The organism is Arthrobacter sp. NPDC093139 (assembly GCF_044754165.1).
Taxonomy (GTDB): domain Bacteria; phylum Actinomycetota; class Actinomycetes; order Actinomycetales; family Micrococcaceae; genus Arthrobacter.
Window position 1 is genome coordinate 412544 of record NZ_JBIVOO010000002.1, and the last position, 14264, is coordinate 426807.

Here is a 14264-nt window from a genome sequence, read left to right on the forward strand (position 1 = left end):
CTGTATTTGGGTTTGTCGATTCGTTTTAGCTTGCCACAACCAGCGCCGTAGGGGAACCCGCAACAAGCCTGTTGTGGATATTGCCGGGAAGCCCGGATTCGGGGTCCAGGCGGAAGGTGGTCACGTCGTGGGAACGCTCATGGGCGACATGGAGCCAACCGTCCCGGACCAGGTGGTGGCGGGGCCAGTCTCCTCCACTGGAAACGTCCGTTACCGGGCGGGCCTCGCCCCGCGCGCCGTCGACATCCAGTACGCAGATTCGATTCGAACCGCGGACTCCCACGTAGGCGAACTGCCCGTTGGGAGACAAGGCAATCTCTGCCGCCGAGTCGCCTTCCTGGGCACCGGCGGCCGATGCCGGGCCTTGGCTGACCAACTCGAACTGCCCAGTGCCGGATGCCGCCCGCGCCCCGAAAACTTCGATGGAATACTCGGAGACGACGAAGACGCTGCCATCTGCATGCTGGACCAGATGCCGCGGACCGCAGTCCCGGGGAAGCATCACTTCGTGATCCAGCCTGAGTCCGTGACCGGGAACGTAGTTCCAGACGCGCAGCAGGTCATGACCCAGGTCCGTGGTCATGATGCGGCCGCCGGCGAGCATGAGGCTGGCGTGGGCGCGGCTCGGCCGTCCGCCGTCGTGAGGATCCGCTGACGGTGCCGCTGCGAAGCGGGCGGTGATGCCGCCGTCGTCATCGAGTTCATAGAGCAGCACCTGGCCGTCCCCCCAGCAGGAAACGGTGAGGAACCTGCCGCGCGGATCGACGGCAACATGGCATGCCGCCTCTCCTGCCGGCCATGGCTTACCGGCCGGTTCCAGGCCGAATTCGCCACGGCGGCGAAAGGCCTGCACGGACTGCGCAATTTCACCGACGGCGTAGACCAGCGGCAGGGAAGGGTGCACAGCAATGAACGACGGCGAATCCGCCTTCGCGGCGGTGCCCCGCCAGGTGAGGATTCCGTCGGGTCCGGCTGAGATGGCTCCAATGCCGGCCCCGTGTCCGCCGCTGTCCGCAGTGTACGAGCCGGTCCAAATGAGCAGGTGGTTTTCGCTTGGCGACATGGCTCTATCTTGCCAAGAACCGCACGCTCGGCGTCCGATAACATGAAGATTCGCGTGCTTGGAAGCTCGCGCTTAGAGATCCAGGGGAGGCGGGAACCATTACCGCAATGCCAGTCTGGGTTCTCCCTGCCCGCCGTCCGGACCACCGGGCCTAGCCGGTGCACGGGATGCCCATCGCTCAGCCGAAGGACATTCCGATGCCGTTTGACCACCCATCCCTTTCCGCCATCATCACCCGGCTTCGTGCCGCAGGCTGCGTTTATGCCGAAGAGGAAGCCGAGCTGCTGCTCGCCGCCCGCTTCAGCCCGGGGCAGCTCTCGGCGGCTGTTGAACAGCGCGTCGCCGGTTTTCCACTGGAGCATATCCTGGGCTGGGCAGAGTTCTGCGGACTCCGTATCACCGTGGAACGCGGTGTGTTCGTGCCCCGCCGTCGTACGGAACTGCTGGTCCGGGAGGCAGCAGCGCTCCTGCCGACCGGGACTGGGACTGGAACGGGAGCTGAAGCTGCCGGGACTCGTGCCGTGGTGGTGGACCTGTGCTGCGGCTCGGGAGCTGTGGGTACTGCGCTGGCGGCGGCAGCAGAGGATATCGAGCTGCACGCTTCCGACGTCGATCCTTCCGCAGTGCGCTGTGCCCGACGCAATGTTGTTCCCGCAGGTGGAACTGTTCATGAGGGGGACCTCTACTCGGCGCTCCCTCTGCGTCTCAGAGGACGCATAGACATCCTGGCCGTCAATGCGCCGTACGTGCCCACCGAGTCCATCAGCAGCATGCCCCACGAGGCCCGCGTCCACGAATCCAGGCTTTCACTCGACGGTGGTGAGGACGGGCTCGACATCCAGCGGAAGGTAGCCGCCGCGGCGCGCACGTGGCTTAGGCCTGGAGGCCATCTGCTCATCGAAACAAGCCGTCGACAGGCTGATCTCACGTCAACAGCCGTGGCGTGGGGCGGGCTAACGCCACGCACTGTGATGTCCGACGAACTAGACGCCACGGTGGTCGTAGGGCGCCGGTCTTAGCGTGGGCCTCCGGTTTCAGCATGGGCCGGGCTATAGCGCTGGGCTGCGGTTTTAGCCTTGCAGGACCCTTAGCGCGCCAGCCAATGTCGCTCAAGGTTGGGCGCTGCGGGTCGGATCGCTGCGGCGCTGGTCCGCTCGACCGCGGCGGCGACGAGCAGCTGCAGGTGCTCGACCCGGCGGGACAGCTCCTCCGCCAGGTCGGCGAAATCCGCAACCTACCCGAAACCGGCCACTACCAGTTCCTTGGGTGCGGACGCCACCGCCGATTCCACCAGCGAGGCAGGACAGCAGGTTAACGGAAGCACCGCCGTCGGACGACGAAGAGTCGGCGACGGCGGTGCCGGAATATTGATCAGGAGTTGCTGCTCCAAAACGCCAAACAGCCGGATTGGCGGAAGGCGACTAGGGCCTCTTGGCGTCCACGTTGGTCGCGGCACCTGCCTCGGTGGCGCCACCTTCGTCAGACCAGTCCTGGCCGGTGGCATCATTCCGCGCAGGATCGGACTCCACGTCCGACGTGCCGAGATTTACCGTTTCCGGGTGCGTGCTGTGCGCCGGAACATGCGCACTGTCTGCAGTGCCGACGTCGGACGCTTTAGTGCCGGAATCGCTGCCGCTGGCGGCAGTGACGCCCGTTGTGGCGTCGTGTTTCGACGAGTCGCGGTGCATGGCCGAGCTCAGGACCGTCCCCGCGCGGCGTGCAGCTTCGGAGAGCTGATCGCCCACCTCAGGCGCCTTTTCTTTGACGGCCTCAGTGGCAGCAGTGACTTTCTCCTGAACAGGCTTGCTGTCCCAGATGCTGGCCGCACGGGCCTTGAGCTTGTCGTACGCTGCCCGGCCGGACCTCGATCCGAGAACGTAGCCCGCGGCAATTCCGGCGCCGAAGAGAAGTTTGGATTTCATGATGAACTCCTGCTCTTGAGAGGGATATGTACGATGTGAAATTTCGCGAAGCAAAGGCATCGGCTATGAAAGCGGCCCCGGGCAAAAGTCCCGGGGCCGCTTTCCAGGCGCGCTCCGGCTAGCGAACGCTGCGCCGGGTGATCAGGCCATAGACCAGCAGGACGATAATCGCCCCGCCGATCGCCAGCAGCCACGTGGACAGCGAGAAGAATTCATTGATTCCCACCCCGAAGAGAGCGCTGCCGATCCAGCCACCGAGAATTGCTCCGACAACGCCAAGCAGCAGTGTTACCAGGATGCCGCCGCCCTGTCGGCCCGGGAGGATCGCCTTAGCAATGGCTCCGGCAATGAGGCCCAGAATCAGAAATGCGAAAAAACCCATTTTTATCGTCCTTCTTCCTCATAAAGGAGGCACCCGGTATGCCGGGTACGCTTCGTCCTTCTCCCCAATACTAAACATGCTTACTATTTTTCTGCCAGTTGGTTCTCGAGGCAACCTCCTTTGGCCGGGGCCGATCCGCGGTTCTCAGTGGCCCTGTACATCGGAATTTACGCCCGCCTCTGGCCCTTCATCAAGCGTGTCGATGGCTGCCAGGTCCTCCGCGTCGAGGGTGAACCCAAAGACGTCGATGTTCTCCTTCATCCGCTGCGGATCGGCCGATTTGGGGATGGCAACCAGGCCCTGCTGAACGTGCCAGCGCATCACGACCTGGCTCTCGGTTTTCCCGTGCTTACTGGCGATCCGGCGCAGCACCGGGGCAGACAGCAGGCCCGAATGCGCTCCCAGCGGACTGTACGATTCGGTGATGATGCCGTGGTGCTCATGGTAGGCGCAATCGGCCGATCGGGTGACTGACGGGTTGAGCTGGATCTGGTTGACGGCGGGAATCACGTCCGCGGACCACATGAGCTGTTGCAGGTGGGATGGCTTGAAATTCGACACACCGATCGAGCGGGCCTTGCCGTCGGCCTGCAGCCGTTCGAAGGTCTTCCACGTGGAGATAAATTCCCCGCGCCGGGGGAGGGGCCAATGGATAAGCAGCAGATCCACGTAATCCATCTTCAGCCGTTTTAGAGAGCCCTCCAGGCCGGCCACCGCCCGGTCATCGCCCTGGTAGTCACCATCAAGTTTGGTGGTCACGAAGAACTCTTCGCGGTTCAGGCCGCTCCTGCGGATTCCGTCACCAACCCCCGCTTCATTGCCGTATTTCACGGCAGTGTCGATATGCCGGTACCCGGCATCAACTGCATGGACGACGGCGTCGGACACCTCGCGATCGTTCAGCGGCCAGGTGCCAAGCCCGATTTGCGGTATCCGGTGGCCGTCGTTCAGCTCGATAAGCGGTGTGAGTGCCATGCCAAGAGTCTTTCCTATCAGCAGCATTTTGCACAGGGCCGTTGCCCAGGCCGGAGCGGGCCCGCCGCTTGTGTTGCCCTTCAGCCGCCGCTTGTTACGATGAGCGCGAGGTGGCAGATGGGGCTCCCAATCAGGCGCCGCGCACACAGGGATGCGGCAATAGCGATGGCAGCCTTCCTGGTGGCCGGGACGTGGCTTATGGCCGGCGCCTGCGGCGAATCAGGACCTCTGATGTACGCAGAGTTGGTGGCCGGGGCCGCAGTCATGGGGAGCGCCGCCTTTACAATTCTCGGACGCAGGCCACCGCTGATCACGCCCGCGGATCGCGTGACACTGGTCCGTACAGTCCTGGTGGCGTGCTGCGCAGCCATGACTGCCGCCGCAATCCTCGGCGACAGGAGGCCCGGTGTGCTGTTCACCGCGGCCGGCTGGCTCCGGCCTGCCCTGAGGGGGAAGCTGAGGGCGAGCAGATCGCGCAAGGTCATTGGCGCCTACCAGCCGATTGCCTTCCTGCTGGCGCTGATGCCCGGCCTGCCGGAGGAAATTGGCTTTGCCGCCCTGGCGTTGGCCTTCGTTGCACTAACGGCGTCGTTCGGGCGGGACATCGTGGAGTTGGAGCGGGGCATCTACGCCATGACAGCCAGTTCAAGTCGCGGTCCCACAATTGAGGGCAGCCGCTTGTCGACGCTCTGGACTACGGCGCGTGGCGCTGGTATCCCTTGGATGTGACCGGCAGGGGATACGGGCGCCGGCGACAGGCGCTGCAGCCACGCTGACAGACAGGCATTCCCAACAAGCAAAGGATCCTGATCATGAGTGAAACGCCCGACGAATCCAGGCAGGACTCCCTGGAGGATCGGCAGCAGAACACCCCGCAGGGCTTTCCCTTTGATCCGGAACAGGACCCGCCGCTGGAGGAGCCGGCAGTTCCTCCCCAGGTCACCCCGGGACCTCCCACGGGACCGGACGGCCTCCCTGACGAGCCGGCCTTGGAGGACCCGCAGCGTCCGGCTTCGCCGCCCGAGTGAGTCGGCCGCGGTGAGTCGTGGCGCGGGCGGAGCCTGTCACCATGCGTAGTCCTCGGGAGCAGTGAGGTATCCCGGGAAGATGCCGTCAAGGCGCTTGAGGGCGTCCCCGCCGAGAGTTATGCCCAGGGACCGGATGGCGGCGTCTAGCTGGTCCTGCGTGCGGGGGCCAACGATCGGGGCGGTCACGGCCGGCTGATGCAGCAGCCACGCGAGGGCGACGTCCCCGGGCTCGTGGCCGAGTTCTTCTGCGAAATCCTCGTAGTCCCGGACCTGGTCCCGGTGCTTCTTCAGGGTCTCCAGCGCGCGCCCCTCAAGTCGCCGGACGCCGTCGCGCTCCTTCTTGAGCACCCCGCCGAGAAGGCCGCCATGCAGGGGCGACCAGGGAATGATGCCCAGCCCGTAGTGTCCTGCGGCGGGAATGACTTCCAGCTCCGCGTTGCGGGTCAGCAGGTTGTAGATGGGCTGCTCGCTCACCAGACCGGTGTAGTTGCGCCGGGCCGCGGCCTCCTGTGCCTGGGCAATGTGCCAGCCGGCGAAGTTGCTGCTGCCGGAATAGAGGATCTTGCCCTGCTGCACCGCCACCTCGATGGCTTGCCAGATTTCGTCCCAAGGTGTGCTCCGGTCTATGTGGTGAAACTGGTAAAGGTCGACGTAGTCGGTCTGCAGGCGCTTCAGGCTGGCGTCGAGCGCCCTGCGGATATTGAGCGCCGAAAGCCTGGACTCGTTGGGGCGGTCAGTCATGGTGCCGTAGACCTTGGTGGCCAGAACGGTCCGTTCGCGACGCTCCCCGCCCTTGGCGAACCAGCGGCCGATGATTTCCTCGGTCCAGCCCCGGTGCCCTGCACCACCATAAACGTTGGCAGTGTCGAAGAAGTTGATGCCCTGGTCCTGCGCGGAGTCCATGATCGAGTGAGCCGCGGACTCGTCGGTTTGCGGCCCGAAGTTCATGGTGCCCAGGCAAAGCCTGGAGACTTTCAACCCGGAGCGTCCCAGATGGGTGTACTGCATGGATTTTCCCTAACATGGATTTCCCCCAACGTGCGGCGGAGCTAAACCTGCCTGGAGGGCTGTGCTGCTGCCCAGATGGGGGAGGGGATTCTGGCCATCCGCCCATTGGGCCCCGGCCCGTGCCTTTCTAGCCTTGGAGGAGAACTTCTTCGACCACCAAGGATGAGATTCAACGATGAAACGCATCGCATTGCTCAAGGCGCGACAGGCGCCGTCCGCTTCAACAGGAACCCACTGCCCGGCCTCCGGTGTATGGTCCCCGGAGGAGTCGCCGCAGGACGTGCACACGTTCTTGGAAGGCCAGGTGCTCCCTGCCTACCAGGGAGCACCCACCGTTTGGCGCCGCCGGTCAGCGGGCCAGGAATCCTAGAGCCGCAGGGCTGCAGCAGCGTCCGCCTGGGCCGGCGGATTGAACAACGGCTGGGGCGCTCTTAGCGCTCCAGCCGGAAGCCGAGTTTGATGGTGACCTGCCAGTCGGCAACCTGGCCGTTGTCGAGGTGGCCGCGGATCTCCTTGACCTCAAACCAGTCGAGGTTCCGCAGGGTCTTCGCGGCTTCGGCTATTCCATTGCGGACGGCAGCGTCCACGCCTTCGGTCGAGGTTCCGACAATTTCAGAAATGCTGTAGGTGTGATTAGACAACTTCGCTCCTCGTGATCGTCTGCGGTTACCCGGCCGCTGGCCGTTCCTGCAGAGTATCGGAAGGAGGGTCCCGGGACTAGGTTGTCGGGGGTCAGGCTTCCAGGACGTAGCTTCTGAGATCGTCCAGGGTCTGCTGCATGTGGGCGTCCATCGCAGCCCGGGCGCGCAGGGGGTCGCGCGCAGCCAAGGCCTCGAAGATGTTCTGGTGATGGCCGATGGCATGCTCCTGAATCTCCGGAACCTTCGAGGTTTCAGTGCGGCGCTTCTCCAGCACGCGGTGCAGCGGTTCGAAGAGAACGGCCACGAAGACGTTCTCCGAAGCGTGCAAAATCTGATCATGGAAGGCGAGGTCTGCGGCAACGAAGCGGGGCAGGTCATCGGCCTGGTGGGCTTCCCGCATCTCCTCCACGCGGGCGCGGAGGTCCTCGAGCTCGGCATCGGTGATGCGCTGAGCCGCAAGTTCACAGGCGCCCGTTTCGAGCATTCTGCGGAGTTCAATGAGCTGGATAGCCGCAGCTGGACCGTTCTGTCCCTCCGACGCTGCGCGAAGCACTGCCTCCAGCGACGACCAGCGGTTCAGTGGGTTCACAAACGTGCCGCGGCCGCGCTCTACGCTGAGGATGCGTTGCGCCTCGAGCGTCTTCATCGCCTCGCGGACCGTCATCCGGCTAACCTCGTGCCGGGCGCTGAGTTCCAGTTCGCCAGGCACGCTGGCGCCCGGCGGAAATTCGCCGGCAATTATGCGGTCAAGGAGTTCGTCGGCTACAACGCCCACCAGTGATTTCCGTGCCATTTTTCCCAATCAGCGCTTCTAATCTATATGTCTGACAAGTCTACTTGCGTACGTGCTGTGCTATATGCCACACTGGCACTCAAACGACAGATGTCTGACATCTGATCGAGGATACCCGCAACATAGTTTCGAACACAACGGAGTGCACAGTGCCCCTTGAAGCAGACATCCTGGCCGCCTACCCGGCGGAACTCGAGATCCCGGCACAGCAGGTGGCCAGCGCGGTCGCGGCTTCGGCCGCAACGGCACCTCGTGTCCTGGTGGTCCTCGACGACGACCCCACCGGAACGCAGTCAGTCTCTGATCTGCCCGTGCTCACCCGCTGGGCAGTCGAGGACTTCACCTGGGCTCTTCATCAAGGTAGGGCCGCCGTCTATGTGCTGACCAACACGCGGAGCCTGGACCCGGCAGAAGCAGCCGCACGCAATGAGGAAATCGTCCGCAACGCCCTCGCTGCCGCCCGGAACGGTGAGGGGGAAATTCGCCTCAGCTTCGTCAGCCGCAGCGACTCGACACTTCGCGGGCACTTCCCGCTCGAACCCGATGTTATTGCCGCCACCGTGGCCGCCGAGAGCGGCGAGGCGACTGACGGCGTCGTCATTGTCCCGGCCTTCCCCGATGCCGGACGCGTCACCATCGGCGGCGTCCACTACATGCGCGGTACCGGAAACGACTCGGGCCGGCTCACTCCGGTGGCGGAGACGGAATTCGCGAAAGATGCGACCTTCGGCTTCGCCAACTCGGACATGGCCAAGTATGTCGAGGAGAAGTCGCAGGGCCGCTTCGCCGCTGACTCCGTTATCGTGCTGGACCTGAACATCATCCGGGCAGGTGCCGCCACGGGCGATGCGGACGTTTCCGCGAAGGCCATTGCCGACGCGATCGAACCCGCCACCGCCTCCACTCCCATCGTTGCGGATATCGTCACGGAGAACGACCTGCGCGCCCTCGCGCTCGGCCTGGAGGAAGCGGAACGCCGGGGCAAGAAGCTCCTTTACCGCGTCGCCCCGCCGTTCGTCCGTGCCCGCATCGGCCAGGACATCCGGACCGCGCTCACCGGTGACGAGGCCTATGCCGGGAACGTCCCGTCGCAGGCAGGCGGCCTGATCGTCGTCGGCTCGCACGTGGGCGTCACCACGCGCCAGCTGAAGGTGCTGACGGAACAGCACAGCGCGGCCCGCATTGTGGAGATCAACGTCGAGAAGCTGCTGGGTGACGCCGCGGACGCGTACCTGGACCAAACGGTTGACGCCGTCGTCGAGGCCCTGCACGGCGGTGACGTCATCGTGCACACCAGCCGCCTGCTGATCAAGACGGACGACCCCGCCGAGAGCCTGCGGATCGCGCGCACCGTCTCGGCAGCCGTCGTGGCAGTGGTGAACCGGACGCTCAAGACGTTCCCGCCGCGGTTCGTCATCGCCAAGGGCGGCATCACTTCCTCGGACGTGGCCGCCCATGGCTTGGAAATCCGGCACGCGATCGTCCGCGGTCCCATGCTGCCGGGCATTGTCAGCCTGTGGGAACCGGTGGACGGCCCCGCCAAAGGCATTCCTTACATCGTGTTCGCGGGCAACGTGGGCGACGACGAGTCCCTGGCCCAGGTCACCCGCAAGCTCAGCAGCACCTTCTAACATCACGTGCCGGCTAAGGCCGTGATTTCCACTGGCTCCAGCAGCCGCACAGCTCTAGACACTTCAATGGAGAACACCATGACCTCAAACTACAAAGTCACCGTCCTTGGCCTCGGCGCCATGGGCCTGCCCATGGCCGCGCGCCTTGCCACCCAGCTCACCGTCCACGGCTTCGACATTGCCGAACCGCGCCTCCGGCTCGCTGAAGACGCCGGCGTCCGCACCTTTGCCTCGGCCCGAGCGGCAGCAGAGGAGACGGACGCCCTGCTGCTGGCCGTCCGCAACAGCGAACAGCTCAATGACGTCCTCTTCGGCGAGAACGGTGTGGCAAGTGTCCTGAAGCAGGGTGCCGTCGTCATCCTCACCAGCACCGTGGGAACGGAGGCCATCCCGGCTACCGTCGCGCGGCTGGCCGAATACGGCGTGGCCCTCATCGACGCGCCGCTGTCCGGCGGCCCCAAGCGCGCCGGCGAAGGCGACCTGCTCATCGTGGTTGGCGCCGAACCGGGCGCCCTTGAGTCCGCCCGGCCGGTGTTGGAACTGCTCGCCTCCACCCTGACTGTTGTGGGCGACAAGCCCGGCGACGGCCAGGCGCTGAAGACCGTGAACCAGCTGCTGTGCGGCATCCACATCGCCGCCGCCGCCGAGGCCATGGCCCTTGCTGATGCCCTCGGCCTTGACCAGGCGAAGACGCTCGCCGCCCTCGAGGCCGGTGCCGCCGGATCCTTCATGCTCTCCAACCGCGGCCCGCGCATCCTCGAGGCCTACACCGAGGACGGCGCCGAGGTGCAGAGCCGCCTCGACATCTTCGTCAAGGACATGGGAATCGTGGGCAAGGCCACCCGTTCCGCCGGACTGGCCACCCCGGTTGCCGCCGCTGCCGAGCAGCTGTACCTGCTCGGCCAGGCACACGGCCTCGCCGCGGCGGACGACTCCGCCGTAGTCAAGGTTGTGGCCCCCACCAAGCGGACCGCCGCTTAACGGAACTCCGGCGACGGCGGTTCCCCTCCGCCGTCGCCGGCCCACCTACCCCAACTGCCCGCGCCGCGGGCCAGCTGCTGTTGCCTTGAAGGAGAAACCCGCCGTGAACGCCGCCCCGACCTCACATGACCCGATGGAACGGGTAGCGCCCTGATGCGCGCGCAGCTCGATGAACTTGTCGGATCCGCCCTCCGGCAGACCTCCGCCGTCCCGGCCTTCACCTGCTACGACTTCACCACGGCCCTCGCAGTGGTCAGTGCCGCCGAAGAGGCCGGACGCGGCGTCATTCTGCTGGTGGCACCCAAGACGGCCGCCACTGTCAACGGCCTCAGGCTCATCACCGCATTTCGGGGGCTGGCAGATGCCGCCGCCGTACCCGTGGCCGTCCAGCTGGACCACGCCTCCGACCTTGAGGTCATTACGGCCGCCGTCGCCGCCGGTGCCGACTCCGTGCTGGCCGACGGGTCCTCGCTGCCGTACGAGGACAACATCGCCCTCGTCCGCGACGTGCGGGCCGCCCTCGAGTCCAGGGGGAGCGCTGACGTCGTGATTGAAGCGGAACTTGGCGGGCTCGCCGGAGACGAAGACCGCGCCTTCGGAGCCGGCGCGGATCACAGCGCTGCCGGAAACGATTCGGCCGGACTCACTGATTCGGCCCAAGTGGAGGACTTCGAGGCCCGGACGGGCGCACAGTTGCTTGCCGTGGCGGTGGGCAACGTCCACGGCAAATACAAGGGCAAGCCTGAACTGCGCTGGGACGTGCTGCAGGACATCGCCGTGCGCACGCACATCCCGCTTGTTCTTCACGGAGCATCCGGCATTCCGGCCGAGGAATTGGCGAAGGCCCCGGCCATGAACGTGGGCAAGGTCAACTTCAATACCGAGCTCCGTACCGGTGTTCTGTCCACACTGGAGGCGCAGACCGCCGCGCACCGGGCGGACGGCGAGAACCTTCAGGGCCTCCTGGCCCGTTGGAACGAGTCCGCCAAGGACTTCGCCTCGTCCGCGCTGGCCATGCTGACGCGCTGACGCCGTGATCTGAAGGCCGCGCTGCGGCTGCTGGCACGCTGCCCCGCTCCGACGGACAATGGACGTGACAACGACGTTCGCCAGTTCCGCGTTGGTGAGGGGCGCCATGGAGGGTTCATCGCAGCGGCCAGGGTCCGGCGGCGGCACGGCCGTACCGGAGCGTGACCTGGCCATCGACCTGGCCCGCTTCGTCTGCCTCGCCCTCGTGGTGGTGGGGCACTGCATGATGGCGAGCCCCGTGCTGCACCCGGACGGCACGGTCACCACCGAAAACACGCTGGCCGAACAAGACTGGTTTGAGCTGATCATCTGGATTTTCATGGTGATGCCGCTGTTCTTCGTGACCGGCGGCATCACCGGGCTGCAGTCGTGGCGCCGGATGCAGGCCCGTGGAGGCACGGGCTATGAGTTCGCCCAAACGCGCCTGCTGCGCCTCATCCGGCCTGCATCGGCCCTGCTCGCGGTGATGTTCGCCGCCCTCTGGGCCGCGCTGCTGCTGGGCGTCGATCCCCAGGTGGTGGAGCTGTCTGCCAGCGGGGCCGGGATGCCGCTCTGGTTCCTGGCCGCATACCTCGCCGCGCAGCTGAACCTCCCCCTCCTGGCCAGGCTCCACCGGCGCGCGCCCTGGCTGACGCTGAGCGGACTCACAGCGCTCGTCATTGCGGTCGATTGCTTCCGCGGTGCCATGCCGCTGCTCGCCTATATCAACATGCTCTTCCTGTGGTGCGCCGTGCAGCAGCTCGGCTTCTTTATGGCCGACGGTTTCCTCGCCCGCCGCAGCAGGTCGTGGCTCGTGGGGCTGATCGCAGCCAGCAATCTCCTGCTGCTGACCCTCACGGGACTGGGCCTGTACCGGGACAACATGCTGGTGAACCTGAACCCCCCCAATTTCTGCCTGCTGCTGCTCGGTATTTCCCAGGCCGCCACCCTGGAACTTTTCCGTCCGGCGCTGCACCGGATCGCCGCTGTCCCCTGGTTCCGGACGGTGGTGGCCGTGGTCGGCCGGCACGCCATGACGGTCTATCTCTGGCATCTGCCCCTGCTTGCCGCCATGGCCGGGCTGCTCCTGCTCACCGACTTTCCCAAACCCGCGTCCGCCACCGCTGCCTGGTGGTGGTCGCGGCCGCTGGTGCTCCTTGGCGTTATCGCGTTGCTGCTGCCCGTCGTCGCCATGTTCGGGCGGCTGGAGGAACGGCCGACGGCGGCAGCCCACTCGCGGGGGCGGCCCCGTGCCGCTGTGGTGACTGCCGTCGTCGTCGTCTTTGTCCCCGTGGCCGATGCCGCGCTCAATGGCGTGACGCTGGCCCTCCTGGGCGGCGGTGCCGCCTGCTTCACGCTTGCTGTCCTGCTTCTGGGCAGGGTGCCGCCGCGTGCGGCAGAAGCATTGCCAGCCCGGTCTTTAAGTGCCAATGTCGAACCATGACGGAGAACACGGTATCCACCGAGGATCAATTCACCCCGGATGTCAGCACCTTCCGGAACGATAAACTCCACCGCTACGAGCTGCACGTTGGGGGAAAGCTCGCGGTGCATATCCGGTTCATGGACAAGCCCGGGCATGTCGACTTCATCCATACGGAAACGGCCGAGGAGTTCCAAGGCCAGGGGCTCGCCAACGTCCTCGTGCACTTCGCGCTGGACGACGTCGTGGCCGCGGGCAAGAGGATCATTCCGCACTGCCCCTTCACCGCGCGGTACCTTCGCCAGCATGAGGTGTATACGCAGTGCATCGACTGGCCGGAGGAGGCAGCGCCCAAACTCCTCGGGACCTGAACCGCGTAGAGGCTTGTGACCGCCGCGACATCTCCGTAGGCTCGGTCTAGGCTATGCAGTTGGCTGGCGGACTTTCTCCTGGAGAATTCTTTGAACCACAAACTGCGTGCCCATGTCCGAGACCTTGATCCCCGACGTATCACCCTCGACATCGGTGACTGCCTGACCCAGGCGAACTTTCCCGTGCTGGTCAAGGCGGGGAGTGGCAAATGAACGGGGAAGAACTTGCCCGCCACCTCGACGAATCCGTCGACCCGGCAGAGGCAGTCGCAGCCATGTCGGAGCCGGCGCTCGCCGAACTGGCGGACGCCCTGTACCGTCATCTGGACACCCCTAGCCCCGCCTTCGGCGCCCACTCGTGGTACGCCCAGGTCAGGGGTGAACTCCGATTGCGGCGGCTGACGGGTGCCTGTCCCGAGGCCGCGGAATCCGACGAGCAGGGCACCCCCGGGTCAGCGGGCCGTGAGGTCCCGGCCAGCTAGGAATACCGCCCGCCCCATCTCGCGCCGCCTGCGCTGCAATCTGTGCACTACAGCGGCGGGGGCTCCTCTTCCGGGCCGTGGCGCCACTGGCTTTCCCTGCTGCGGCGCCACTGGCCTGCATGCCAGAACAGCAGGCCCATGATGCCCAGGAGCCCGGCAAACAGCAGGAAGGGTGCGAAGGTCATCCACATGTAGCCCACTGGCGTGGACTCTGTTGACCCTGGGGAGTTAAGCACTTCCTGGGCAATCGTGAATGCCCCGAAGGCAGCCATGATCAGACCTGTGGCGACTGCCCAGAGGATGACGATGAATGGGTTGACGTTCAGCCTGCTTTGCCCCGCCGCGTCGGTCTCCGACGTGCCCCATTGCCGCCTTCCTGGGCTGTAGCTGCCGGCGCCCTGTCCGCCGCCGGAATGCTCGCGGCCGTAGCGGGAAGGGTTTCCCCGTGCATCAATCTCCCTGAAGTTGATCGGGTCAGAACCGGCGTCGGACATATCCCCTGCTTCCCGCCTGGCCCGGGGTTGCCCCGGTGCGCAGGCCTGTTGGCAACCTTGCA

18 protein-coding genes are annotated in these 14264 nt (G+C 65.5%); 10 read left to right on the forward strand and 8 right to left on the reverse strand.

The features are described 5' to 3' along the window. Positions 1–25: 25 nt before the first annotated feature. Positions 26–1063, reverse strand: coding sequence for a lactonase family protein (locus ACIP90_RS05010; protein WP_400577463.1), 1038 nt, complete (start codon positions 1061–1063; stop codon positions 26–28). A 197-nt stretch (positions 1064–1260) separates the two neighbouring features. On the opposite strand from ACIP90_RS05010, the gene ACIP90_RS05015 reads away from it, so the two are divergent. Next, entirely contained in the window at positions 1261–2082 is an 822-nt protein-coding gene (locus ACIP90_RS05015) for a putative protein N(5)-glutamine methyltransferase (RefSeq protein WP_400577464.1), read from the forward strand. A 402-nt stretch (positions 2083–2484) separates the two neighbouring features. On the opposite strand, the gene ACIP90_RS05020 is transcribed toward ACIP90_RS05015, so the two are convergent. The 3 genes from ACIP90_RS05020 to ACIP90_RS05030 all read right to left on the reverse strand — a co-directional run bounded on the left by ACIP90_RS05020 (position 2485) and on the right by ACIP90_RS05030 (position 4342). Continuing rightward, positions 2485–2985 carry a hypothetical protein gene (locus ACIP90_RS05020; RefSeq protein WP_400577465.1) on the reverse strand — a complete coding sequence of 167 codons (501 nt, stop codon included), beginning with the start codon at positions 2983–2985 and terminating at the stop codon, positions 2485–2487. Between the two features lie 118 nt (positions 2986–3103). After that, positions 3104–3367, reverse strand: a complete 264-nt coding sequence (locus ACIP90_RS05025) for a GlsB/YeaQ/YmgE family stress response membrane protein (protein ID WP_400577466.1) — start codon at positions 3365–3367, stop codon at positions 3104–3106. Between the two features lie 144 nt (positions 3368–3511). Continuing rightward, the gene (locus ACIP90_RS05030; RefSeq protein ID WP_400577467.1) at positions 3512–4342 is read right to left on the reverse strand and encodes an aldo/keto reductase; all 831 of its coding nucleotides are present in this window, start codon (positions 4340–4342) and stop codon (positions 3512–3514) included. Positions 4343–4459: 117 nt separating this feature from the next. Here ACIP90_RS05030 and ACIP90_RS05035 point away from each other — a divergent pair, with 117 nt between their 5' ends. Together ACIP90_RS05035 and ACIP90_RS05040 are read left to right on the forward strand one after the other, a co-directional pair. Next, positions 4460–5071 (forward strand): hypothetical protein, encoded by a 612-nt coding sequence (locus tag ACIP90_RS05035; protein ID WP_400577468.1) that lies wholly within the window; start codon positions 4460–4462, stop codon positions 5069–5071. Between the two features lie 83 nt (positions 5072–5154). Continuing rightward, entirely contained in the window at positions 5155–5370 is a 216-nt protein-coding gene (locus ACIP90_RS05040; protein WP_400577469.1) for a hypothetical protein, read from the forward strand. A gap of 36 nt (positions 5371–5406) precedes the next feature. Here ACIP90_RS05040 and ACIP90_RS05045 read toward each other — a convergent pair whose 3' ends face one another. Continuing rightward, complete coding sequence (locus tag ACIP90_RS05045; RefSeq protein ID WP_400577471.1) at positions 5407–6378, reverse strand: aldo/keto reductase; 972 nt, start codon at positions 6376–6378, stop codon at positions 5407–5409. Between the two features lie 175 nt (positions 6379–6553). On the opposite strand from ACIP90_RS05045, the gene ACIP90_RS05050 reads away from it, so the two are divergent. After that, the gene (locus ACIP90_RS05050; protein ID WP_400577472.1) at positions 6554–6748 is read left to right on the forward strand and encodes a hypothetical protein; all 195 of its coding nucleotides are present in this window, start codon (positions 6554–6556) and stop codon (positions 6746–6748) included. 61 nt (positions 6749–6809) lie between these two features. Here the strand turns inward: ACIP90_RS05050 and ACIP90_RS05055 are convergent, their stop codons facing one another. Both ACIP90_RS05055 and ACIP90_RS05060 read right to left on the reverse strand, forming a co-directional pair. Beyond that, positions 6810–7019 (reverse strand): dodecin, encoded by a 210-nt coding sequence (locus ACIP90_RS05055; RefSeq protein WP_078029066.1) that lies wholly within the window; start codon positions 7017–7019, stop codon positions 6810–6812. Between the two features lie 91 nt (positions 7020–7110). Continuing rightward, on the reverse strand, positions 7111–7812 hold the full coding sequence (locus ACIP90_RS05060) for a FadR/GntR family transcriptional regulator (protein WP_400577474.1): 702 nt from the start codon (positions 7810–7812) through the stop codon (positions 7111–7113). A gap of 149 nt (positions 7813–7961) precedes the next feature. Here ACIP90_RS05060 and ACIP90_RS05065 point away from each other — a divergent pair, with 149 nt between their 5' ends. From ACIP90_RS05065 to ACIP90_RS05090, 6 genes are all read left to right on the forward strand, one after another. Further along, the gene (locus ACIP90_RS05065) at positions 7962–9443 is read left to right on the forward strand and encodes a four-carbon acid sugar kinase family protein (RefSeq protein WP_400577475.1); all 1482 of its coding nucleotides are present in this window, start codon (positions 7962–7964) and stop codon (positions 9441–9443) included. A gap of 78 nt (positions 9444–9521) precedes the next feature. Further along, positions 9522–10424, forward strand: coding sequence for an NAD(P)-dependent oxidoreductase (locus ACIP90_RS05070; protein WP_400577476.1), 903 nt, complete (start codon positions 9522–9524; stop codon positions 10422–10424). Positions 10425–10577: 153 nt separating this feature from the next. Next, positions 10578–11453 carry a class II fructose-bisphosphate aldolase gene (locus ACIP90_RS05075; protein ID WP_400577477.1) on the forward strand — a complete coding sequence of 292 codons (876 nt, stop codon included), beginning with the start codon at positions 10578–10580 and terminating at the stop codon, positions 11451–11453. 106 nt (positions 11454–11559) lie between these two features. Then, positions 11560–12876, forward strand: coding sequence for an acyltransferase (locus ACIP90_RS05080; RefSeq protein ID WP_400577709.1), 1317 nt, complete (start codon positions 11560–11562; stop codon positions 12874–12876). After that, entirely contained in the window at positions 12873–13226 is a 354-nt protein-coding gene (locus ACIP90_RS05085; RefSeq protein ID WP_400577479.1) for a GNAT family N-acetyltransferase, read from the forward strand. Before ACIP90_RS05080 ends, ACIP90_RS05085 begins: the two co-directional genes overlap by 4 nt. A gap of 209 nt (positions 13227–13435) precedes the next feature. Further along, a complete protein-coding gene (locus tag ACIP90_RS05090; protein WP_400577481.1) occupies positions 13436–13708 on the forward strand; it encodes a hypothetical protein in 273 nt (90 codons plus the stop codon). 47 nt (positions 13709–13755) lie between these two features. Here ACIP90_RS05090 and ACIP90_RS05095 read toward each other — a convergent pair whose 3' ends face one another. Continuing rightward, complete coding sequence (locus tag ACIP90_RS05095) at positions 13756–14202, reverse strand: hypothetical protein (protein WP_400577483.1); 447 nt, start codon at positions 14200–14202, stop codon at positions 13756–13758. Positions 14203–14264 lie beyond the last annotated feature (62 nt).